This window comes from Shinella fusca, from assembly GCF_014203155.1.
Lineage (GTDB): Bacteria > Pseudomonadota > Alphaproteobacteria > Rhizobiales > Rhizobiaceae > Shinella > Shinella fusca.
This window is the reverse complement of the sequence record NZ_JACHIK010000015.1, coordinates 34,159-57,369: the sequence shown is the minus strand read 5'-3', so window position 1 is coordinate 57,369 and position 23,211 is coordinate 34,159. Positions and strand designations below refer to the sequence as shown.

Sequence of the window (23,211 nt, the reverse complement as noted above, 5' to 3'; positions counted from 1 at the left end):
CGGCACCGCAGCGGTCAGTTGATCGATTGCAGCAGGGTCTCGCGCGCGGATTTCAGGTGCTGCCGGCAGGCGGTCTCGATGCCGGCCGCATCGCGCGAGCGCAGCGCGGCGATATAGGCGAGGTGCTCTTCCAGGGCCCGGGCGTTGCGCGCGCGGGCATTCGTCTTGTTCCACTGGTAATGGTAGTGGAAGACGATGGCGATCACGTCGTAGAAATCGACGATGAAGCGGTTCTTCGAGGCGCGGTGCACCAGAAGGTGGAAGCGCTCGTCGAGTTCGGAGAAATCCGGATAGCGCGCCTCGATATCGGCGAGGATCTCGTGGTGCACGGCCTCGATCGCGTCGAGTTCGCGCCAGGCCGGATGGTCCTCCGGCAGGTGGGCGAAGGCGGCGGCCGAGCGCAGCTCGAACATCTCGCGCACTTCCGTCAGCTCCAATGCGAATTCGCTGGTAAAGCCCTTCAGCACCCAATGGCTGTTCGGCCGCTTCTCTATGAGGCCGAAGCGGCTGAAGCGGATGAGAAATTCGCGGACGCTCGTGGTGCCGATGCCGATCTCGCGGGCAAGCTCCAGCTCGTTGATCTGCATGCCCGGCTGCGCCCCGCCGGCAAGGATCCGGCGCATGAAGCTGCGCTCGATGATCTCCGAGAGGGAATCGGTCTCTTCCGTCGGGAAGTAGTCGGCCGGCACGGGCTTGCGCAGCACGATCTTGCGCCGCTTCTCCCAGGCGAGCAGGCCGACGTCCTCCAGCCGGGTCAGGATCGCCCGCACGGTCGTGCGGCTGACGCCGAGCGCGGCGCCGAGCTCCGGCTCGGACGGCAGGCTCGCCGTCTGCTCCAGAAGCTTCACGCAGCGATTGAAGGCATCCTTGAAGACGTTGTTCTGCTTGGCCATGGGTGCCGCCGGTTGTTGGGGTTCGCGTCCCTTAATGGCTGACCGGGCAAATGACCAGACGCGCCGTTCCCGTCATTCTCCCGTTTCCTCCTTCCTTCATATTACCCATTGACGGCATTCTGTCTATTGTCGATAAAAGACAAAAAGCCGGTGAGAGGACGCCGGCCGGGAGGAAGCATGAAGACGCGGACCATCGGGACGACGGGCCTTGCCGTGACCAAATTCAGTTTCGGCACCGCGGCGCTGGGCGGGCTTTACCGGGCCTGCCCGCGCGAGATTGCGATGGCGACGCTGGAGACCGCCTGGGACGAGGGCATCCGCTATTTCGATACGGCGCCCTGGTACGGCTTCGGCCTTGCCGAGCGGCGCACCGGCGATTTCCTGCGCGGGAAGCCGAAGGGAAGCTACGTGCTTTCCACCAAGGTCGGCCGCATCATGGTTCCGGTCGCCGACGACAAGGTGCCGGACTACGGCTATGTCGATCCGCTGCCCTTCGACGTGCGCTACGACTACAGCTATGACGGCATCATGCGCTCGGTCGAGCTCAGCCATACCCGCCTCGGCCTCAACCGCATCGATATCCTCTATGTGCACGATATCGGCGTCTATACGCACGGCGCCGAGCGCAACGCGTTCCATCTGCGCCAATTGCTCGATTCGGGCCTCAAGGCGCTGGATGCGCTGAAATCCTCGGGTGCGATCCGCGCCTACGGCCTCGGCGTCAACGAGGTGCCGGTCTGCCTCGACGTGCTGCGGCAGGCCGATCTCGACTGCATCCTGCTTGCCGGCCGCTATACGTTGCTCGACCGTTCGGCCGTCGCGGAACTCCTGCCGCTCTGCGAACGCAGGAAGACCTCGCTCGTCGTGGGCGGCGTCTTCAATTCCGGCATCCTGGCGACCGGCCCGGTGGCGGGTGCCCACTTCGACTACATGCCGGCAACGCCGGAGATCGCCGGCAAGGTCGGTGCGATGGTGGAGATCGCCCGGGAGAGGGGCGTGCCGCTCGCCGCGCCCGCCCTGCAGTTTCCGCTGCAGAACCCGGCCGTCGCCTCGGTGCTGATCGGCACGGCAAGGCCGGACAGCCTCGGCCGCAACATGGCGCTCGCGCGAGAGCCGCTGCCGGCGGACATCTACCCGGCCTTCGAGCCCCACACACTGGTCGCGCCGGAACTGGGGCTCGACGCCGTCCGGCAATAGTTTCGAGGAGGATCGCATCCGCATGTTGAAAGGCATTCACCCCCTGCTCGGCCCGGATCTCCTGCATGCGCTGAGAACCATGGGCCACGGCGACGAGATCGTCATCGCCGACGCCAATTTCCCGTCGAGCTTTCTCGGCCCGGACGTCATCCGCGCGGATGGTGTCGATGCCGTCGCCATGACAGAGGCGGTGCTGGCGCACATGCCGCTCGACACGTTCGTGCCCGAGGCGGCCTGGCGCATGGAAGTGGTGGGAGATCCGGCGGCGGTGCCGGAGGTCTGCGCCACCTTCCAGGATATCGTCCATCGGCTGGCGGGCGACTTCACCGTCCATTCGCTGGAGCGCTTTGCCTTCTACGAGCGGGCGAAGGCAGCGGCCGTCATCGTCGCCACGACGGAATTCCGGCTTTACGGCAACCTCATTTTGAAGAAAGGTGTCGTGCTTCCGCAGGAGGTCCACCGGGTCTGAACCCCGGCGGCCACCGTTTGGGAGGACGGTGCGAATGGACGGGAATGCCTGTAAAGACAGCGTTTTTTCGAGAATCCACCCGCTTGCCAAGCGAAAGGAGCGGGTGTAGCCTGCGATGGAAATGTTTTTTATCGATAAAAGATCGAGTTGTCCGCTTCCTGCAACCCGATCCCCAAAGGAGGACAGGAAGCACCTGAGAGGAGAACATAAATGAGCATTGTAAGATCGCTTCTGACCCGCCGCGCCTTCACCGCGCTTGCAGGTGCCGCAGTCCTCGCAACCATGACCCCTGCCGCCTCCATGGCTCAGGATGTCACCATCCCGATCATCGTCAAGGACACGACGTCCTTCTACTGGCAGATCGTGCTCGCCGGTGCGCGTCAGGCCGGCAAGGACCTCGGCGTCAACGTGCCGGAACTCGGCGCGCAGTCGGAATCCGATATCAACGGCCAGATCAGCATCCTTGAAAACGCCGTGGCCGGCGGCCCTGCCGCCGTCGTCATCTCGCCGACGGAATTCAAGGCGCTCGGCAAGCCGGTCGACGAGGCGGCCAAGTCCGTTCCGATCATCGGCATCGACTCGGCGGCCGATTCCAAGGCCTTCACCTCGTTCCTGACGACCGACAACGTCCAGGGCGGCCGCATCGCCGCTGACGGCCTTGCCGCCGCCATCAAGGCCGCGACCGGCAAGGAAGAGGGCAAGATCGCCATCATCACCAGCCTTCCGGGCGTCGGCTCGCTCGACCAGCGCCGCGAAGGCTTCCTCGACCAGGTCAAGACCAAGTATCCGGGCCTCGAAGTGGTTGCCGACAAGTATGCGGACGGTCAGGCCACCACCGGCCTCAACATGATGACCGACCTCATCACCGCCAATCCCGATCTCGTCGGCGTCTTCGCCTCCAACCTCATCATGGCGCAGGGCGTCGGCCAGGCGATCGCGGAGAACAAGCTCGGCGACAAGATCAAGGTCATCGGCTTCGATTCGGATGAAAAGACGGTCGGCTTCCTCAAGGAAGGCGTGCTGGCCGGCCTCGTCGTGCAGGACCCCTACCGCATGGGCTACGACGGCGTGAAGACGGCGCTCGCCGCCTCCAAGAAGGAGAAGGTCGAAGCCTTCGTCGATACCGGCGCGAACCTCGTGACCAAGGACAACATGTCCGACCCGAAGATCGACGCGCTTCTCAACCCGAAGATCTGATCGCATCGGGTCACGTTTGACGATCACCCGCCCGGGCCGCATGATCCGGGCGGACGTTTTCCGTCTAAGTCAGGGAGGAGAGGGCGATGAGCAGCCTTCAGGAGCTAAGTCACCGGCATGAGGACGAGGCCAAGCTCGCCGAATCCGAAACGGTGCCGCGGGGCGCCCCGATCCTCGAAATGCGCGGCCTGCAGAAGAAATACGGTTTCGTCGAGGCGCTGAAGCCGGCGACGATCACCTTCCTTGCCGGCGAGATCCACGCCATCGTCGGGGAGAACGGCGCCGGCAAGTCCACCCTCATCAAGCTGCTCACCGGCGTCATCCGCCGCACGGCCGGCGAGGTCCTTTGGTGCGGCAAGCCCGTGCAGCTTGCAACGCCGACCGAGGCGATTTCCCGCGGCATCAATGCCGTGCACCAGGAGGTCGTGCTCTGCCCGCACCTTTCGGTCGCGGCCAACATGTTCCTCGGCGACGAATTGAACCGCAACGGGCTGATGCGCAAGCGCGCCATGGAGCGCGCCGCCCAGGCCGTTCTCGACGATCTCGGCTTCCAGCTTCCCGCCGCCGCCGTGCTCAGCAGCCTCACCATCGGCCAGCAGCAGCTTGTCGCGACGGCACGGGCCGCCATGCGCGGCATCCGCTTCCTCATCTTCGACGAGCCGACCGCCTATCTCACGCGCCAGGAATCGGCCCAGCTTTTCCGGCTCATCCGCCGGCTGCGCGAGGAAGGCGTCACCATCGTCTATATCAGCCACCGCATGGAGGAGGTCTTCGAGCTTGCCGACCGCGTCTCGGTGCTGCGCGACGGCACCCATGTCGGCACGCGCCTCATCGGCGAGACGAACGAGAACGAGCTGATCGCCCTGATGATCAACCGCTCGATCGAGCAGATCTACCACAAGGAGAAGGTGCCGGCCGCCGACGTGATCGTCGAGACCCGCGGCCTTTCGGGGCCGGGCTTCGAGGATATCTCCCTTTCGGTGCGGTCGGGCGAGATCGTCGGCCTCTACGGCCTCATCGGCGCGGGGCGCAGCGAATTCGCGCTGGGCCTCTACGGCCGCCAGCCCGTCACCGCGGGCGAGATCTTCTGGGACGGCAAGAAGGTCGCCATCCCCAACGAGCGCACGGCCATGGACCTCGGCATCGCGCTCGCGCCGGAAAGCCGCCGCGACCAGGGGCTCTGCCTCAACCTGCCGATCGGCCTCAACATCAACCTGCCGGTCTTCCGCAGGCTGAGTTCGGGGCCGGTGATCCGTCGCCGCGACGAGGCGGAGAACGCCGACCGGCAGATCCGCAACCTCGCCATCAAGACCCCGTCGCGGGCCGTGCTCGCCTCGGCCATGTCCGGCGGCAACCAGCAGAAGATCGTCATCGGCAAGTGGCTGAGCCACGGCGCGCGCCTTTTCATCTTCGACGAGCCGACCGTGGGCGTCGACGTCGGCACCAAGGCGGAGATCTACCGCCTGTTCGGCGAACTCCTGAAGCAGGGCGCCGGCATCATCCTCATTTCGTCCTACCTGCCGGAAGTCTACGAACTGTCGGACCGGCTGCACGTCTTCCGCGGCGGCCGGCTCGTCGCCAGCCACGATCACCGGGCCGCTTCCCATGAGGACGTCCTGACCCAGGCCATCGGCGCCTGAGCCGCCGCGCAAAGAAAAAGAAGAGGGAGAAACACATGAGCGTGGAAACCACCACGGAAAGCGCACCGGCGCCGAAAAAGGGAACGAACATCCTGCTCGGGCTCACGCTGCTCGGGCTTCTTCTGGCGCTATGGCTGGCGCTCGGCCTTGCGACCCACGCCTTCTGGTCGCCGAACAACATCTCGAACCTGCTGCGCCAGGGGGCGATGACGGCGATCCTGGCGGTCGGCCAGACCTTCGTCATCATCACGGCGGGCATCGACCTTTCGGTCGGCGCGATCGTCGGCTTCACCAGCGTCATCGTCGCCTGGCTGCTGCAGGCCGGCGTGCCGCTGTGGCTCTCGATCCTCCTGACGCTGCTGATCGGCGTCGCCATCGGCGCCTTTCACGGCTTCGGCATCGTGCGCATGGGCCTGCCGCCCTTCATCATCACGCTGGCGACGCTGACCTCGCTGCGCGGCATCGGCCTGCTCATCACCAACGGCTCGACCATCTCGATCAGCCACGAGGGCTTCACCAATTTCTCGCGGGCCGATTTCCTCGGCGTGCCGAGCCTCTTCTGGATGGTGATCCTGGTGGCGATCCCCGCCTTCGTCTACCTGCACCTTTCCCGCTTCGGCCGCTATCTCTTCGCGGTCGGCTCGAACAGCGAGGCGGCGCGCCTTTCCGGCGTCAACGTCAACCGCACGATCTATCTCGCCTATATCCTCTCGGCCACTTGCGCGGCCCTCGTCGGCGTGCTGCTCGCCTCGCGCATCGGCATCGGCAACGCCACGCAGGCGGAAGGCTGGGAGCTCCAGGCGATCGCCTCCTCGGTCATCGGCGGCACCAGCCTGTTCGGCGCGGTCGGCTCGGTGCACGGGCCGCTCCTCGGCGCCTTCATCCTGGCGACGATCAACAACGGCGCGAACCTGCTCAACGTCAATTCGTTCTGGCAGCGCATCATCACGGGCCTGCTGATCATCGTCATCGTCTATTTCGACCAATTGCGTCGCCGCGGAACCCGTTAGACCGAAACCATCGCCTGCGGGGATACCCGCGGGCCGAAATCCGGCCCTCCAAGGCCATCATGCGCAGCAGACTGGAGTGACATCATGAGCAATCTCGAAGGCAAGACCGTTCTGGTGACGGCGGCGGGGCAGGGCATCGGGCGGGCGTCCGCGCTCGCCTTCCAGCGCGCCGGCGCGACGGTGCTTGCCACGGATATCAACGCGGGGGCCCTCGCGAGCCTTGCCGACGAGAGCGGCATTGCCACCCGCATCCTCAACGTGCTGGACGACGCGGCCGTCTCCGCCGTCATCGGCGAGGCCGGCCCGATCGACGTGCTCTTCAACTGCGCCGGCGTCGTGCACGGCGGCACGATCCTCGACATGAAGCAGGACGACCTCGCCTTCGCCTGGAACCTCAACGTGCTCGCCATGGTGCGCACCATCCAGGCCGTGCTGCCCGGCATGCTGGAGCGCGGCGACGGCGCCATCATCAACATGGCTTCGGTCGCGTCCAGCGTGAAGGGCGTGCCGAACCGCTTCGCCTACAGCACCACCAAGGCGGCCGTCATCGGCCTCACCAAGTCCGTCGCTGCCGACTATGTGGCGAGGGGCGTCCGCTGCAACGCCATCTGCCCCGGCACCGTGGAAAGCCCCTCGCTGCAGGACCGCATGCGGGCCGGCGGCGACTACGATGCCGCTCGCGCCGCCTTCATATCCCGCCAGCCGATGGGCCGCATCGGCACGCCCGAGGAGGTCGCCGATCTCGCGGTACACCTTGCCGGCGCCAGCTACACGACCGGCCAGGCCTATGTCATCGATGGCGGCTGGACGGGCTGACGGCGCGTTCATGTTCGCGAAAGGTCCGCAGGACTAGGATGGCGGTGTGGCATGTTGCCACGCAGCGAAAAGATGCTTACTCTTTTCGCATCTGCGGAAACCGGGTGAAGGCGGTGCAGGGGGCGCAAGGCCCCGCACCGGAAAATGGGATACGCGTCCGATGTATTATCAGCTCTATGAATTCAATCATGCCGCCATGGCCCCCTGGCATGCCATGGCCGACCAGATGCGCATCGCCTTCCGAAATCCGCTCAATCCGCTATCGCACACCTATTTCGGGCGCACCGTCGCCGCCGGCTTCGAGGTGCTGGAGCGCACGACCCGGCGCTATGGCAAGCCGGAATTCGGCCTTTCCGAGACGGTAATCGGCGACAAGACGGTCTCGGTGCACGAGAAGATCGTCTGGCAGCAGCCCTTCTGCAACCTCATTCATTTCGAGCGCTGTCTGCCGGCCGGCCACCGCAACGATCCGAAGATCCTCATCGTCGCGCCGATGTCCGGCCACTATGCAACGCTCCTGCGCGGCACCGTCGAGGCGCTGCTGCCCCATGCGGAAGTGCATATCACCGACTGGGTCGACGCGCGCATGGTGCCGCTCGCCGAAGGCGGCTTCGACCTCGACGACTATATCGACTACGTCATCGAGATGCTGCATGCGCTGGGGCCGGATACCCATGTGATCGCCGTCTGCCAGCCGGCGGTGCCGGTTCTGGCCGCCGTCTCCGTCATGGAGGCCGACAACGATCCGCTCTCGCCCTCCACCATGACGCTGATGGGCGGGCCGATCGACACGCGCATCAACCCGACCGCCGTCAACCAGCTCGCCAAGGAAAAGCCGATCGAGTGGTTCCGCGACAATGTCGTCATGCCCGTGCCGTGGCCGCAGCCCGGCTTCATGCGCATGGTCTATCCGGGCTTCCTGCAGCTTTCCGGCTTCATGTCGATGAACCTCGACCGCCACGTCATCGCCCACAAGGAGTTCTTCGCCCATCTCGTGAAGAACGACGGCGACGCGGCGGAGAAGCACCGCGACTTCTACGACGAATATCTCGCCGTCATGGACCTGACGGCCGAATTCTACCTCCAGACGGTCGAGACCGTCTTCATGCGCCACGCCCTGCCGAAGGGCGAGATGATGCACCGCGACCGCCCCGTCGACACGACGGCGATCCGCAAGGTGGCGCTGCTCACCGTCGAGGGCGAGAACGACGACATTTCCGGCGTCGGCCAGACCGAGGCGGCGCAGACCATCTGCACCAACATCCCCGATCACATGCGCCTGCACTACATGCAGCCCGATGTCGGCCACTACGGCGTCTTCAACGGCTCGCGCTTCCGCAAGGAGATCGCCCCGCGCATCCTCTCCTTCATCGAGGAGCATGCCCGCACCGGCAAGGCAAAGCCGGCGCCGCGCGTCATCAGGGGCGGCAAGGCCGGCAGCGCCGCCTGATTTTCCGGGCCCGTTTCAGGCACTTGCCCGAATTCCGGGCGTCTTGCCTTGAACGTGCCCGGCGCTCTGCCCACATCGGATTCACCGGAAACCGGGGTGGTTTCCGCCGATCGTGAGGAAGATTGCACATGAACCAGTCAGCACTGATCCGTCCGGACTGGACGCCTGCGACCATCGCCCTGATGGTGCTGGGCTTCGTGGTGTTCTGGCCGCTCGGCCTTGCCATGCTCGCCTACATCGTCTTCGGCGACCGCCTGAAAACCTTCAAGAAAGACGCCAACGACACCGTGGACGGCATGTTCGCCTCCTGCCGCGGCAGGTTCCGCGGCGGCCGCGGCCGTCATCCCTTCCGCAACGCCACCGGCAATGGCGCCTTCGACGACTGGCGTGACGCCGAGCTCGCCCGCCTCGACGAGGAACGCCGCAAGCTGGACGAGATGCGCGAGGAATTCGACGCCTATGTCCGCGAACTGCGCCGCGCCAAGGACCAGGAGGAATTCGACCGCTTCATGCGCGAACGCCGGGCCGAAGGCAAAGGCGACGTCCCGGGTTTCCCGGCGAACTAATCCCGCCCTCTCCGTCATCCTCGGGCTTGACCCGAGGATCCACCGCCTCACCCGCGGCATGGATGGTCGGGTCAAGCCCGACCATGACGAGGAGAGGGAAGCGGGCAACCACGGAAGATCAACCGGCGCCTTCCCGCGCCGGTTTTTCGTTGAAGCGTTTCAGCCTGCACCGAATCGGCTATGAAAGGCAGCATGTTCCCGTCCCTTCGCAAGCCCCGAAAGGCCCTGAAGACGCCGCCTCCGCCGGAGAGGCGCGAGATCGACGTCAATGGCCGGCGCCTGCCGCTCACCATCCGGCGGGATTTTCGCGCGACGCGCCTGACGCTGCGCATCGAGCCGGGCGGCCGGGCGTTGCGCATGACGGTGCCGAACGGCCTTGCCGAGCGCGATATCCGCGATTTCCTCGACCGTCATCAGGGCTGGCTGATGACGAAGCTTGCGAAATTCCGCACGACGAACGAACTGGCCGATGGCGGCTATGTGATGATCCGCGGCACCGCCCACCGCATCGAGGCGACGGGCCGGCTGCGCGGGCTGACGGAGGCCGTCGTCGTCGACGACGAGGCGGTGCTGCGCGTCGGCGGCATGGAGGAGAGCATCCCCCGCCGCATCTGCGATTTCCTCAAGAAGGAGGCGCGGCTGGAGCTGGAGCGCCTCGTTGCCGTCCATACCGGCCGCAGCGGCAGGAAGGTGAAATCCCTGACGCTGCGCGATACGCGCAGCCGCTGGGGCTCCTGCTCGGCCGATGGCGCGCTCAGCTTCTCCTGGCGCATTGCCATGGCTCCGCCCCATGTCATCGACTATCTCGCCGCCCATGAGGTGGCGCATCTCACCGAAATGAACCACAGCCCTGCCTTCTGGGCGCTCTGCGAAAGGCTCTGCCCGGCGACGGAGGAGGCTAAGCGCTGGTTGAAGCGCAACGGCAGCCTGCTGCATGCCGTGGACTTCGGCTGAGGCGGCGACGGACCCATTGCCGCCGTCTTTCGGCTCGACTCTTCCGGTGATTCGTGCAACTTCCTCCGCCATGAGACTGGACATCAAGATCTGCGGGCTGAAGACCGAGGAGGCCGTCGACAGGGCGGTCGCGCTCGGCGCGAGCCATATCGGCTTCATCTTCTTTCCGAAAAGCCCGCGCAATATCGAGCCGTCCGACGCGGGCCGCCTTGCTGCGCGCATTCGCGGCCGTGCGAAGGTCGTTGCCGTCACCGTGGATGCCGACAGCGACCTGCTCGACGAGATCGCCCACGAGGTTTCGCCCGATATCCTGCAACTGCACGGCAAGGAGAGCCCGGAGCGGCTTTTGACCGTCAAGGCGGTCTACGGCCTGCCCGTCATGAAGGCCTTTTCGGTGCGCGAGGCGGACGATCTGAAGAGGATCGATCCCTATATCGGCATCGCCGACCGTTTTCTCTTCGATGCCAAGCCGCCGGCAGGCTCCGAGCTTCCGGGCGGCAACGGCGTCTCCTTCGACTGGAAACTCATGCATCTGCTTGACGGAAGCGTCGATTACATGCTTTCCGGTGGGCTGAACAAGGATAACATCGCCGAAGCCATCCGGCTCACCGGCGCACCGGGCATCGACGTCAGTTCCGGGGTCGAGAGCGCACCGGGCGTCAAGGATCTCGGCCTGATGGAAGCGTTTTTTGAAGCGGCACGAAAGGCGGAATTCGAGGCCGCCGCAGGGAGCGATACGTGAACCAGCCAATCAACCTCAATTCGTTCCGCGAAGGCCCGGACGAGGACGGCCGTTTCGGCATCTTCGGCGGCCGTTTCGTTGCCGAAACCCTGATGCCGCTGATCCTCGACCTGCAGGCCGAGTGGAACAAGGCGAAGACCGATCCCGCCTTCCAGGCGGAGCTGAAGGACCTCGGCGCCCACTATATCGGCCGCCCGAGCCCGCTTTATTATGCCGAACGCCTGACGCAGCATCTCGGCGGCGCGAAGATCTATTTCAAGCGCGAGGAGCTGAATCACACCGGCTCGCACAAGATCAACAACTGCATCGGCCAGATTCTGCTTGCCCGGCGCATGGGCAAGACGCGCATCATCGCGGAAACCGGCGCCGGCCAGCATGGCGTCGCCTCGGCCACCGTCGCTGCCCGCTTCGGCCTGCCCTGCGTTGTCTACATGGGTGCGACGGACGTCGAGCGCCAGGCGCCGAACGTCTTCCGCATGAAGCTGCTCGGTGCCGAGGTGAAGCCCGTCACGGCCGGCAGCGGCACGCTGAAGGACGCCATGAACGAGGCGCTGCGCGACTGGGTCACAAATGTCGACGACACTTATTACCTGATCGGCACGGCCGCTGGCCCGCATCCCTATCCGGAGCTGGTGCGCGATTTCCAGGCGGTGATCGGCCAGGAGGCCCGCGAGCAGATCCTCGCCGCCGAAGGCCGCCTGCCGGACATGGTGATCGCTGCCGTCGGCGGCGGCTCCAACGCCATCGGCATCTTCCACCCGTTCCTCGACGACAAGGACGTGCAGATCGTCGGCGTCGAAGCCGGCGGCAAGGGCCTTGACGGCGAGGAGCATTGCGCCTCGCTGACCGCCGGCTCCCCGGGCGTCCTCCACGGCAACCGCACCTACCTGCTGCAGGATGCGGACGGCCAGATCAAGGAAGGCCATTCCATCTCCGCCGGCCTCGATTATCCCGGCATCGGCCCCGAGCACGCCTGGCTGCACGATACCGGCCGCGCCGAATACGTGCCGATCATGGACGACGAGGCGCTGGAAGCCTTCCAGCTCCTGACGAAGCTCGAAGGCATCATCCCGGCGCTGGAGCCGAGCCATGCCGTCGCCGAAGTAATCAAGCGCGCGCCGAAGATGCGCAAGGACCAGATCATCGTGATGAACCTCTCCGGCCGCGGCGACAAGGATATCTTCACCGTCGGCAAGATCCTCGGCATGGAGCTTTGAGACTATGACCGCACGCATGGACAAACGCTTTGCGGATCTTGCCGCCGAGGGCCGCCCGGCGCTCGTCACCTATTTCATGGGCGGCGATCCGGATTATGCCAGCTCGCTGGAGATCATGAAGGCGCTGCCGAAGGCCGGCGCCGACGTCATCGAGCTCGGCATGCCCTTCTCCGACCCGATGGCCGACGGCCCGGCGATCCAGCTTGCCGGCCAGCGCGCGCTTGCCGGCGGCCAGACGCTCGCCAAGACCCTGCAGATGGCCCGCGACTTCCGCAAGGACGACGACGCGACGCCGATCGTGCTGATGGGCTACTACAATCCGATCTATATCTACGGCGTCGACCGTTTCCTCGACGATGCGCTGGAAGCCGGCATCGACGGCCTTATCGTCGTCGACCTGCCGCCGGAAATGGACGACGAGCTGTGCATCCCGGCCGTCGCAAAGGGCATCAACTTCATCCGTCTCGCCACGCCGACGACCGATGAGAAGCGCCTGCCGGCCGTGCTGAAGAACACCTCCGGCTTCGTCTACTATGTCTCGATGAACGGCATCACCGGCTCGGCCCTGCCGGATCCGTCGGTGATCGGCAGCGCGGTCGGGCGCATCAAGGCGCATACCGGGTTGCCGGTCTGCGTCGGCTTCGGCGTCAAGACGGCCGAGCATGCCCGCGCCATCGGCGCCTCGGCGGACGGCGTCGTCGTCGGCACCGCCATCGTCAACCAGATCGCCTCCAGCCTGACGGCGGACGGCAAGGCGAGCGCCGCCACCGTCGCCGGTGTCGAAACGCTGGTCATGAGCCTCGCATCGGGCGTGCGTGCGTCGCGCCTTGCGGCGGCGGAGTAAAGTTCCCACATGGGAACGATTGGAACGGGAGTCTAGACCGTGAACTGGATCACGAACTACGTTCGGCCGAAGATCAACTCGATGCTCGGCCGTCCCAACCGGGATGTACCGGAAAACCTCTGGATCAAATGCCCGGAAACCGGCGAGATGGTGTTCCACCGCGATCTCGAGGAGAACAAGTGGGTCATCCCGGCCTCGGGCTACCACATGAAAATGCCGGCGAAGGCCCGCCTCCGGGACCTCTTCGACGACGGCGTCTACGAGGCCCTGCAGCAGCCGAAGGTGGCGCAGGACCCGCTGAAGTTCCGCGATTCGAAGAAATATACCGATCGCCTGCGCGACAGCCGCGCCAAGACGGAGCTGGAAGACACGATCGTCGGCGGCGTCGGCAAGGTGCGCGGCGTCAAGCTCGTCGCCGTCGTGCATGAATTCGCCTTCATGGGCGGCTCGCTCGGCATCGCCGCCGGCGAGGCGATCATCAAGGCCTTCGAGCGCGCCATCGCGGAAAAGTGCCCGCTCGTCATGTTCCCCGCCTCGGGCGGCGCGCGCATGCAGGAAGGCATCCTCTCGCTGATGCAGCTTCCGCGCACCACGGTTGCCGTGGAAATGCTGAAGGAAGCGGGCCTGCCCTATATCGTCGTCCTCACCAACCCGACGACGGGCGGTGTGACGGCCTCCTACGCCATGCTGGGCGATATCCACCTCGCCGAGCCGGGCGCGGAAATCTGCTTTGCCGGCAAGCGCGTCATCGAGCAGACCATCCGCGAAAAGCTTCCCGAAGGCTTCCAGACGTCGGAATACCTTCAGGAGCACGGCATGGTCGACATGGTCGTCAAGCGCCATGACATTCCCGATACGCTCGCCCGCCTTCTGAAGATCCTGATGAAGAAGCCGGCGGCTGCGGCCCCGGCGACGAACGACGTCATCGCCATCGCGGCCCAGTGACATGGTGAGCGTGGCGGCCAGCGAAGCGGCAACGGAGATCGAGAAGCTTCTCGCGCTCCATCCCAAGGGGTTCGATCTTTCGCTGGACCGCATCACGCGGCTGCTCGCCGCGCTCGGCGATCCGCACCTCAAGCTGCCGCCGGTCATCCATGTGGCCGGCACCAACGGCAAGGGTTCGGTCTCGGCCTTCTGCCGCTCGATCCTCGAAGCGGCGGGCCTTGCCGTCCACGTCCACACCTCGCCCCATCTCGTCAACTGGCACGAGCGCTACCGCCTCGGCGTTGCGGGCGGGCGCGGGCAGTTCGTGGAGGACGCGGTCCTTGCCGATGCCGTGCGCCGCGTGGCGGCGGCCAATGGCGGGCAGAAGATCACCGTCTTCGAGATCCTGACGGCCGTCACCTTCCTGCTCTTTTCCGAGCATCCAGCGGATGTCGCGATCATCGAGGTCGGCCTTGGCGGGCGCTTCGACGCGACGAACGTCATTCCGCATCCCGCCGTCTCCATCATCATGCCGATCTCGCTCGACCATCAGGCCTATCTCGGCGACCGGGTGGAGCTGATCGCCGCCGAAAAGGCCGGCATCATGAAGCGCGGCGTGCCCGTCGTCATCGGCTTCCAGACGGAGGATGCCGCCCGCGACGTGCTGATCGAGACCGCCGAACGGCTCGGCTGCCCCTATACCGTCTATGGCCAGGATTTCATGGCGCATGAGGAATATGGCCGCCTCGTCTACCAGGACGAGTTCGGCCTTGCCGACCTCCCCTTGCCGCGCCTGCCGGGCCGCCACCAATATGCCAACGCCGCCGCGGCGATCCGCGCGGTCAAGGCGGCCGGCCTTGCGGTTACAGAGCATGCTATGGAAATCGGCCTTGCCCATGTCGAATGGCCGGGCCGCCTGCAGCGGCTGACGGACGGCGCCCTGGCGCGGCTTGCCCCGCGCGGCAGCGAGATCTGGGTCGACGGCGGCCACAATCCCGGCGCCGGCCAGGTGATCGCCGAGACCATGGCGAGTTTCGAGGAGCGCGATGCGCGTCCGCTCTTCCTCGTCACCGGCATGATCAACACGAAGGATCCGGTCGGCTATTTCGAGCCTTTCGGCGGCCTTGCCGAGCGGGTCTTCACGGTGCCGATCCGCGGCTCCGATGCCGGGCTCGACCCGGTGGCGTTGGCGGGCGATGCCGCCCGCGCCGGGCTCGACGTCGAGCCCCTGTCGTCGGTCGCCGACGCCCTTGCCGAGATCAGCCGCATCACCGCCGAAGACGCGGTGCCGCCGCGCATCCTGATCGGCGGCTCGCTCTACCTCGTCGGCGACGTCCTTGCCGACAACGGCACGCCGCCGACCTGACAAACAAAAAGCCCGGCACGAGGCCGGGCTTGATCTGGTCCGGTTCCGGCCGATCAGGCGGCGCTGGAAATCCAGGAGGAGAGGGCGGTCTTCGGGGCCGCGCCGACCTTGATGTCGGCGACTTCGCCGCCCTTGAACATGGCGAGCGTCGGGATCGAGCGCACGCCGAACTTGGCGGCCAGTTCCGGGTTCTCGTCGATGTTCAGCTTGGCGACCTTCACCTTGCCGGCAAGCTCCGAGGAGATTTCTTCGAGGGCGGGCGCGATCATCTTGCACGGGCCGCACCATTCGGCCCAGAAATCCACGACGACCGGCTCTGCGGAATTCAGCACTTCGGCCTCGAAATTGGACTGGTCGACTTTTACGGTAGCCATGAGGCTCTCCTTGAACGGTGATTGTTACCTGAAATGTGATGCCGCCGGCCCCCGGTTTCAACCCCGGCCGATAGCGGATCGTCCCGTCCGGTATCTCACTTTGCCGTGAGTTCGGCAAGGCTCGCGTCCATCCGGGCGGGCTCCAGCCAGTAGGTTTTCGCCGCCTCCGTGTAGATCAGCCCGCAGCGGATTTCCTTGTCCGGATAGAGCGGGCCGAGGATCGCCCGGTAGATCGCAAGCTGTGCCCGGTGCTCGAAGGGGATGTCGCCGGGCGAGGCGGGCGGCACGCGGTTCGTCTTGAAATCGACGATCTCCACGGCGCTGTCCGTCACCACCATCCGGTCGATGCGGCCCGACACCGCGAATTCGCGGCTGCCGAGCCGCAGCGTGCCCATGATCGACACTTCCGCCCGCGCGGCCGGCGAGAAGATCGCGGCAAGGCTTCCGTCGTCGATCACCGCAAGCGCCGCCGCAACCAGCGAGGCCCGCGCGCTCTCCGGCCAGGCCGCGGCCGCGCGCTCGAGATAGCGCCGCGCCGCCGCCGGCCGTTCCGCGGGATCGAAGGCCGGCAACACCTGCAGGAAGCGGTGGAGGATGCGCCCGCGCTCCAGCGCAAGGCCGGTGCCCGGGGCGCCGCCCTTCCTGCCGAAGAGCGCCGAGGGCACGAGAAGGTCCGCCGCATCCGTCTCGATCACCGCCGCCGCACCCGAGGGGCTGAGCGGCCGCGGTAGCGCGCGCTGCGGGGGAAGCGGCCGCCCGAGCGCTTCGGGAAGCTGCACCTCCGGCTTCTCCGCAACGGCCGCCGCCGTGACCTCGTCCGCCGTTGCCGCACCCGCCTCGCGCCAGGCGAAACCCTGCCAGCTCTCGCTGCGCGTCGAGAAGGTCGTCGCGGTGCAGCGTTCCGCGTCGGCCGAAAGCGCCGCGGCGATCATCTGGTGCCAGGTGTCCTTGTTTTCCTGCTTGCCGCGATAGCCGCAGACGACCAGCCGATCGGCCGCGCGGGTCATCGCCACGTAGAGCAGCCGGCGATATTCCTCCTCCGCGCCGGCCTTGATGCGCTCGGCGTCCGCCTCGGTCAGCGCATTGGCGAAATCCTTGAGCGGCAGCCAGGCCGGCAGGCCGCCGGCAAGGCCGGGCGTTGCGAGGAAGCGCAACTGCGGCATGTGGCTGTGGCTGAACGGCTTCGCCCCGCCGTCCACGAGGAAGACGACCGGCGCCTCCAGCCCCTTGGCGGCATGCACCGTCATGATGCGGATCTCGCCGCGCGCCTTGTCCTGCTCGCGCTTGACGGTCGGGGCTTCCAGCTCCAGCGTCGAGACGAAGGCCTGCAGGCCCGGAAGGCCGTTCTCCTCCTGGTCCAGCGCGAAGGTCAGGAACTCGTCGATGATCTCGCCGGCCTCCGTGCCGAGCCTGGCGAGGAAGGCCCGCCGCCCGCCGCCGGCTCCGAGGATGCGGGCGTAGAAATCGTGCACGGACTGGCCTTCCGCATCCCGCAGGATTTCCTCCAGCCGGCGGACGACGGAGGCGAGCTCGGCCGTCTCGCGCAGCCGCGTCCACAGGCTCTGGCGCGCGCCGCGCCGGGCGGCAAGGTCGAAGAGGGTATCCTCGTCAAGGGAAAAGAGCGGGCTTTTCAGGAGCGCGGCCAGTGACAGGTCGTCCTCCGGCAGCACGGCGAAGCGGCCGAGCGCCACGAGGTCCTGCACGGCGATGTGCTTGGTCAGCACCAGCCGGTCGGCACCGGCGACGGGCAGGTCGTGCCGCTGCTTCAAGGTGCGCGTCAGTGCATTGACGAAGGCGTCGCGCTTGCGCACCAGCACGATGATGTCGCCCGGCGCCATCGGCCGCGCCTCGCCCTTTTCCGTCACCGTCTCCCTGCCGATCCAGGCGGCGAGCGTATCGGCGATGCGCCGGGCGAGAACGTTGATCGGCGCCTCTTCCGCCACCGCGTCGAAGGGCGCTGTCCAGTCCTCTTCGTCGAGGCCCGGCGGGGCGGCGATCACCTCCCAGATGTCGACCGCGCCCGGCTCGCGCCCGCGGTTGGAGGCATGGACGATCTCGCCGCCGTCCGGCGACAGGCCGCGCGCATTGGCGGGATCGAGGAAGACCCGGTCGACGGCCGAAAGCACGTCCCGCGTCGAGCGGAAGGATAGGAGAAGCCGGATCGGGCTGAAGGCGGCCTCGGCCGCCCGCGTGCGTCGCGCGACCTCGCGTCCTTCTTCCGCAAAGCGCTCCGGCCGCGCGCCCTGGAAGGAGTAGATCGACTGCTTCTCGTCGCCTACGGCGAAGATCGTTCGCCCGGCGACCCTCGCCGTTTCGCCGGCGAAGAAATCGTCGGTCAGCGCCCTGACGATCTGCCATTGCCGGGGGCTCGTGTCCTGCGCCTCGTCGACGAGGATATGGTCGATGCCCTGGTCGAGCTTGTAGTGCACCCAGGCGCTCACCTTCTCGCGCGTCAGGAGCTGCGCCGTGCGGTCGATCAGGTCGTCGAAGTCGAGCAGGCTGCGCGTGCGCTTCAGGTCCTCGTAATCGCCGATCAGCCGCTCGGCGATGGTGAGCGCCGCGCGCGTCGCCTCATACATGCGAAACCGCCGTAGCCGGTCGGTGCAGGCGATCACATGGGCCTGTGCGGTGAGAAGCGGCGTTTCGAAATGCGGGAATTGCTTTTTTAACACGGCGGAGAAGAAGGCGGTGCCGATCTTCTTGGGTGCCCCGTCTTTCGTGAAGAACAGGGAATGAAGCAGGGCGCGGCGCGCTTCGGCATCGGTGAGCCCGCTTGCGGAGCGGAAACCGGCCGCCGATGTCTTCACCGTGTCGCTGCCGAATGTCTCGGCAGCGGAGAGATAGGCTTCGAGCACGTCGCCCTGCAGCCCGTCGAGCGGCCAGAAGGCGGCGAGGATATCGTCTGCCGTCTCCTGCGGGTCGAGCCCGGTCTCCCGGCGCAGAACGGCGTCCACGCCGCCCGCCTTCGCGGCACCGTCGAGGAAATCGCGGATCGGCCCGCGGCTTGCGACGATCTCGGAGATCAGCCGTTCCAGCCCGGTGTCGTCGGCGATGTCGAGCACGGTGGCGAAGGCGTCGGCCAGCGCCGCGTCGTCCTCGCTGGCCGTGGCGGTCAGGAGCGTGCGGCGGGCATCGGCGAGGAGCACGGCCGCCGCCCGGTCGTCGAGCACCGAAAAGTGCCCGGCGACGTTCGCCTCCAGCGGGAACTGGTGCAGCAGCGCCTCGCAGAAGGCGTGGATGGTCTGGATCTTCAGGCCGCCCGGCGTTTCGAGCGCCCGGGCGAAGAGCCGGCGCGCCTCGGCGAGCTTGAAGAGGTCCGGCGCCTTGCCCTCGATGGCGGCCACGCGTCCGGACAATTCCGCGTCGGAGAGCGTTGCCCATTCGGCCAGCCGCTCGAAGACGCGGTTCGACATTTCCGAGGCCGCCGCCTTGGTATAGGTGAGGCAGAGGATCGCCGAAGGCCGGCAGCCGGCGAGCAGCAGGCGGATGACGCGCTGCGTCAGCACATGGGTCTTGCCCGAGCCGGCATTGGCCGAAACCCAGGCCGAGCGGCCGGGATCGGAGGCCGTCGCCTGTTTCTCGGACGTCCAGCTCAGCCAGGCGGCCGGGTCGGCGGAGGCGGGGCGCTCCTCGTCAAGCATCGTCGCTCTCCTCGCCCTCTTCGGCCGACGACCATTCGGCGACGCGCGCCAGATGGTCGTATTCGCCGCCATAGTCGCGCTCTTTCTCGGGGATGAGCCGGGAGGCGAAGCCGAAGCGGCCCTCGATCAGCCCCGTCAGCAGCTTTTCCAGCTCGGTCAGGGCTTCCTCCGCCAGCTCCAGCGCGGATTTCGGCGTCGCATTGGCGGATTTCGCCTCTTCGTTGTTGACCTGCTCGGGCTTGAAGCGATGGCCGGGCTTCAGACGCACATAGAGAAGGTTCGCCGGCTCACGAATCCCCGGGCCGCGGAAGGCGCCGCGGCGAAGTGCCGCCGCCTCCAGCGCGAGCTGCGGGTCGAGCAGCGCGCGCGCCACCCTCGGCGAGGGCGTGCTGCCGGTCTTGTAGTCGAGGATGTCCGCCCTGCCGTCGGGCAGGATGTCGATGCGGTCGGCAATGCCGGTGAGGCGGATGCCGGCGACGGAAAGGTCGAGCGAGGCCGGCGCCTCCGTCAGGCTCTCGCGGATCTCGCCGGCGCGGGCAAGATGCCACTCGACGAAGGCACGGGCGACGGCGGCAAAGCGCGGCCGCCAGACGGCATCGATATGCGGCGGCAGGCGCGCCGCGTCGAATTCCTCGCCGAGGATGCGGCCGATGACGGCAAAAGGCTGGCCGGTCCTCTCCTCGCGCACGAAGCGGTCGACGATCCGGTGATAGAGCGAGCCGCGCTCGGCCGGTCCCGGATCGAGGTTGAACGGCGCGATCGGGTCGAGCCGCAGGATATGGCGGGCATAGATCGCATAGGGGTCGCGGCGCAGGCGCCCGATCTCGCTGAAGGAATATTTCCTCGGCTGTAGCTCGGCCGGCGGGTGCGGCGCGGGGCGGCGGGCGGTGGGCACGCTCGCGCTCTCGTCCAAGGCGTCCGCCCAGCCGAGAAGTTCCTTGCCGCGTGCCCGCAGGTCTTCGGCCAGCGCCGGCCCGCCGACGGCGAGGAGGCGTTGCAGCCAGCGCGAGGTGACGGTCGGCGCGGTGCCGCTGCGCAATGCGCGGGTGAGGATCAGCTTCGGCGCGCCGGCGGCCATCTGCAGGTCGTGGCCGAGCTGGCCGATGCGCCGTTCCGGCGGTTCGAGGCCGATGTCGATCTTCATGACGCGCGAGAGGAAGGCGTCGTTTGCCGCCTGTCCCGGCCATGTGCCCTCGTTGAGCCCGCCGATCACCACCGTATCGACGCTCTGCAGGCGCGATTCCAGCGCGCCGAAGATGAAGACGCGCGGATGGCGCATGGCGCGCGGCTTGACGCTCTCGCTCGCCGCCAGCGCCTCGACGATGTCGCACCATTGCGGCCCGTCGGCTTCGATCTCGCCGTCCGTGGCGATCACGCTGGCAAGGAGGTTCGCAAGGCTGTCGCCCGCCTCGCCGGACCAGAGCGCCGCTAGGTCGCCGCGCTCGTCCACCGCGACGGCCTCCAGCGCCCGCCCCGTCCGCTCCGCCCAGTCGGACACCGCGAGCCGGCCGGAAAGGCGCCGCCCCGTCCGGCTCTGCCCGACCAGCACGCCGGCCAGCGGCTCGGCGGCGGCGGCGACCCGGCGCGCGAGATCGCGGGCAAGGCCAAGCGACGGTTCCGGCAGCGCCGTGCGCCAGACGGGCGGATGACGGTCCTCCGCCTGTTTGGCGAGCGCCGCCTCCAGCAGGGGTTCGAGCGTGGAAATGTCGATCTCGGCGGTGCCGCCGCGCAGCGCCGTCAGTTCCAGCGCGGCAACGGCCGCGCGCCTGTCATCGGCGGAAAGGCCGAAGCGGGCCAGCGGATGCTTCAGCAGCGCGGCGAGCGGCACCGGGTCGCCGGGGCGCAACGCCGCCTCGACAAGGAGGCGCAGGAGCGTGCCCTGCGGGCTTGAGAGCAGCGGCGTACCGGCCGAATCGTCCGCCTCGATCCCGAAGCGGGCAAGCTCCGCCGCCACGCGCCGGCCGAGCTTGCGGTCGGGCGTGATCAGCGCGGCCTGTGCGTCCTCGCTCTCCTCCAGCGCGAGGCGGAGCGCGATCGCGATTGACAGCGCCTCCTCCCGTTCGTTCGCCGCCTCCACCAGCGAGACGTCGCGGAAGGCGGTCGCCATGCGCTGCGGATCGAGCGTGCCGCGCACCTCGCCCCAGCCGGCCGTCGCCTGCGTCGGCAGGAAGGCGCTGGAGAGGATCTTCGCGCGGTATTCCAGCGCCTCGGGCGGATCGCCGAGCGTTTCCACGTCGTCGCGCGTGCAGCCCATGCGCGTCAGCAGGCGGTGGAGGCCGTATTGCGGATGGCTGCGCGCGGCCGCATCCGCCTTGCCGGCGCCGTCCTGACGGCCGACGAGCATCCAGTCGGCGTCCGACATGAAGCGGTCGAGCCCGGGCAGGATGACGATGCCGTTCGGCAGGTTCGCCACCGCCGCGATGAGCCCGGCGGTCGCGGGAATGGAGCCGGTCGAGCCGGCGATGATGACGGGGCCGGCGGGCGGCGCGTGGCGATAGCGCTCCGTCTCGGCATGCAGCGTCGCGTTGCGGCGCAGCGACGGGGAGGAGCGGTTGAGCTCGGCAAGCCGCGCCGGCCAGTAGTCGCTGGCGATCTTCAGGAATTCGGCGGTGAGCTGCCACCAGAGCGCATGGTTGACGGTGTCGAGCGCCTCCAGCGCCGACCAGTCGAGCTCCTCCGTCTCCATCGCGTCGATGATCTCGGCGAGGTTGCGGGCAAGCCATACGGCGTCGGCGGGGCTTGCGGGCGCGACGAGCGGGCTTTCGGCATGGACGGCGGTGACGGCGGCGGGCAGCCGATTGCGCCAGGCGAGCACGAGGCGGGCAAGCTCCAGGAGGCGCGTCGGGCCGGAAAGCGGCTCGGCCATGTCGAGGAGCGCGGGCGCCACCTCGTCGAAGAAGCCGGCGTCGTCGTCCGTCTCGCCGAGCGCGCGGATGACGGGCAGGATGGCCGAGCGCCCGCCGAGAAGGTCGACGAAGTCGGAGCGCAGCACGCGCGCCGCGCGCCGCGTCGGCACGTAGATCGTCACGTCGGAGAGCGCCAGCGGGTCGGCGGGATCGTAGGTGAAGCCGGGCACCAGCCGGCCCCCGATGAGGCTTGCCGCGACCGTCTTCAGGAAGGGCAGGCTCGCGGGGATCGACAGGATGCGCCCGCCCCGGGAGCCCGTCACGCCGCCGCCTCGCGGAAAGCGCCGATCACCGCCTCCGCCGCGCCGATCGCCTCAGGCGTGCCGACGGTGATCCAGTGGCCCTCCAGCATCAGGCCGGAGAGCCGGCCTGCCGCGATGGCGCGGTCGAAATAGAGGTTGAGGTTGAAGGCGTCGTCCGGCGCGTCGTCGAGGAGCGACGGCATCAGGGCGAGCGCGCCGGCATAGACGACCGGCGTGCCGAGCCCTTCGGCATAGCGGGTGAGGCGGCCGTCCTCGCCGAGCGAGAAATCCTTCTTGCCGTTGTGGCCCGTCGTGTCCTCCAGCTTCACGCAGAGCATGAGCATGTCCATCCGCGCCGGGTCGAAGGCCTTGGCAAGCCGTTGCAGATTGGTTCTTTCGCCGGGTTTCTCGCCGATCCAGAAGAGATCCGCGTTCATCACCAGCACCGGGCCGCGGCCGAGAAGCTTCAGGCCCCTGGCGAGGCCGCCGCCGGAATTCATCAGCCGGTCCGTCTCGTCGGACAGAAGGATTTCGGGCGCGATGCGGTGCGAAAGATGCGCTTTCATCTGGTCGGCGAAATGGTGGATGTTGACGACGGCGCGCTTCACGCCGGCTTCGGCCAGCGCGTCGAGCCCGTAGTCGATCATCGCCTTTCCGGCGATCGGCACCAGCGGCTTGGGCATCGTGTCGGTGATGGGGCGCAGGCGCGTTCCAAGGCCCGCGGCCAGCACCATGGCGTCTTCGATCTTCATCGGGCGCTCGC

General features: G+C 67.3%; 19 protein-coding genes. 14 read left to right on the top strand and 5 right to left on the bottom strand.

Features of this window, described 5'->3' with window-relative positions; genetic code table 11:
• Positions 1-14: 14 nt before the first annotated feature.
• Positions 15-893 carry a GntR family transcriptional regulator gene (locus HNQ66_RS18350; protein WP_184145627.1) on the bottom strand — a complete coding sequence of 293 codons (879 nt, stop codon included), beginning with the start codon at positions 891-893 and terminating at the stop codon, positions 15-17.
• A 177-nt stretch (positions 894-1,070) separates the two neighbouring features.
• Here HNQ66_RS18350 and HNQ66_RS18345 point away from each other — a divergent pair, with 177 nt between their 5' ends.
• The 14 genes from HNQ66_RS18345 (at position 1,071) to HNQ66_RS18280 (ending at position 15,285) form a co-directional block, all read left to right on the top strand.
• Positions 1,071-2,090, top strand: coding sequence for an aldo/keto reductase (locus tag HNQ66_RS18345; RefSeq protein ID WP_184145626.1), 1,020 nt, complete (start codon positions 1,071-1,073; stop codon positions 2,088-2,090).
• A gap of 22 nt (positions 2,091-2,112) precedes the next feature.
• Entirely contained in the window at positions 2,113-2,559 is a 447-nt protein-coding gene (locus HNQ66_RS18340) for an RbsD/FucU family protein (RefSeq protein WP_184145625.1), read from the top strand.
• Positions 2,560-2,769: 210 nt separating this feature from the next.
• On the top strand, positions 2,770-3,756 hold the full coding sequence (locus HNQ66_RS18335; protein ID WP_184145624.1) for an ABC transporter substrate-binding protein: 987 nt from the start codon (positions 2,770-2,772) through the stop codon (positions 3,754-3,756).
• A gap of 86 nt (positions 3,757-3,842) precedes the next feature.
• Complete coding sequence (locus HNQ66_RS18330; protein ID WP_184145623.1) at positions 3,843-5,396, top strand: sugar ABC transporter ATP-binding protein; 1,554 nt, start codon at positions 3,843-3,845, stop codon at positions 5,394-5,396.
• A gap of 35 nt (positions 5,397-5,431) precedes the next feature.
• Positions 5,432-6,406, top strand: a complete 975-nt coding sequence (locus HNQ66_RS18325) for an ABC transporter permease (RefSeq protein ID WP_184145622.1) — start codon at positions 5,432-5,434, stop codon at positions 6,404-6,406.
• Positions 6,407-6,490: 84 nt separating this feature from the next.
• On the top strand, positions 6,491-7,222 hold the full coding sequence (locus tag HNQ66_RS18320; RefSeq protein WP_210308816.1) for an SDR family oxidoreductase: 732 nt from the start codon (positions 6,491-6,493) through the stop codon (positions 7,220-7,222).
• 160 nt (positions 7,223-7,382) lie between these two features.
• Entirely contained in the window at positions 7,383-8,672 is a 1,290-nt protein-coding gene (gene phaZ / locus HNQ66_RS18315; protein ID WP_184145621.1) for a polyhydroxyalkanoate depolymerase, read from the top strand.
• A 128-nt stretch (positions 8,673-8,800) separates the two neighbouring features.
• On the top strand, positions 8,801-9,238 hold the full coding sequence (locus tag HNQ66_RS18310; RefSeq protein WP_184145620.1) for a DUF2852 domain-containing protein: 438 nt from the start codon (positions 8,801-8,803) through the stop codon (positions 9,236-9,238).
• A gap of 192 nt (positions 9,239-9,430) precedes the next feature.
• The gene (locus tag HNQ66_RS18305; protein WP_184145619.1) at positions 9,431-10,192 is read left to right on the top strand and encodes a M48 family metallopeptidase; all 762 of its coding nucleotides are present in this window, start codon (positions 9,431-9,433) and stop codon (positions 10,190-10,192) included.
• A 70-nt stretch (positions 10,193-10,262) separates the two neighbouring features.
• Entirely contained in the window at positions 10,263-10,934 is a 672-nt protein-coding gene (locus HNQ66_RS18300) for a phosphoribosylanthranilate isomerase (RefSeq protein ID WP_184145618.1), read from the top strand.
• Positions 10,931-12,151 (top strand): tryptophan synthase subunit beta, encoded by a 1,221-nt coding sequence (gene trpB / locus HNQ66_RS18295; RefSeq protein ID WP_184145617.1) that lies wholly within the window; start codon positions 10,931-10,933, stop codon positions 12,149-12,151. The genes HNQ66_RS18300 and trpB overlap by 4 nt, the downstream gene beginning before the upstream one ends.
• A 4-nt stretch (positions 12,152-12,155) precedes the next feature.
• Positions 12,156-12,995 carry a tryptophan synthase subunit alpha gene (trpA, locus tag HNQ66_RS18290; RefSeq protein ID WP_184145616.1) on the top strand — a complete coding sequence of 280 codons (840 nt, stop codon included), beginning with the start codon at positions 12,156-12,158 and terminating at the stop codon, positions 12,993-12,995.
• A gap of 39 nt (positions 12,996-13,034) precedes the next feature.
• Entirely contained in the window at positions 13,035-13,940 is a 906-nt protein-coding gene (gene accD, locus HNQ66_RS18285) for an acetyl-CoA carboxylase, carboxyltransferase subunit beta (protein ID WP_184145615.1), read from the top strand.
• 1 nt (position 13,941) lies between these two features.
• Entirely contained in the window at positions 13,942-15,285 is a 1,344-nt protein-coding gene (locus tag HNQ66_RS18280; protein WP_184145614.1) for a bifunctional folylpolyglutamate synthase/dihydrofolate synthase, read from the top strand.
• Positions 15,286-15,338: 53 nt separating this feature from the next.
• Here HNQ66_RS18280 and trxA read toward each other — a convergent pair whose 3' ends face one another.
• The 4 genes from trxA to HNQ66_RS18260 form a co-directional block, all read right to left on the bottom strand.
• Positions 15,339-15,659 carry a thioredoxin gene (trxA, locus tag HNQ66_RS18275; protein WP_184145613.1) on the bottom strand — a complete coding sequence of 107 codons (321 nt, stop codon included), beginning with the start codon at positions 15,657-15,659 and terminating at the stop codon, positions 15,339-15,341.
• A 95-nt stretch (positions 15,660-15,754) separates the two neighbouring features.
• Positions 15,755-19,300: a double-strand break repair helicase AddA gene (gene addA, locus HNQ66_RS18270; protein ID WP_184145612.1), complete on the bottom strand. Its 3,546-nt coding sequence runs from the start codon at positions 19,298-19,300 to the stop codon at positions 15,755-15,757.
• On the bottom strand, positions 19,293-22,469 hold the full coding sequence (gene addB, locus HNQ66_RS18265) for a double-strand break repair protein AddB (protein ID WP_184145611.1): 3,177 nt from the start codon (positions 22,467-22,469) through the stop codon (positions 19,293-19,295). Before addB ends, addA begins: the two co-directional genes overlap by 8 nt.
• Positions 22,466-23,200 carry a nucleotidyltransferase family protein gene (locus HNQ66_RS18260; RefSeq protein ID WP_184145610.1) on the bottom strand — a complete coding sequence of 245 codons (735 nt, stop codon included), beginning with the start codon at positions 23,198-23,200 and terminating at the stop codon, positions 22,466-22,468. Before HNQ66_RS18260 ends, addB begins: the two co-directional genes overlap by 4 nt.
• Positions 23,201-23,211 lie beyond the last annotated feature (11 nt).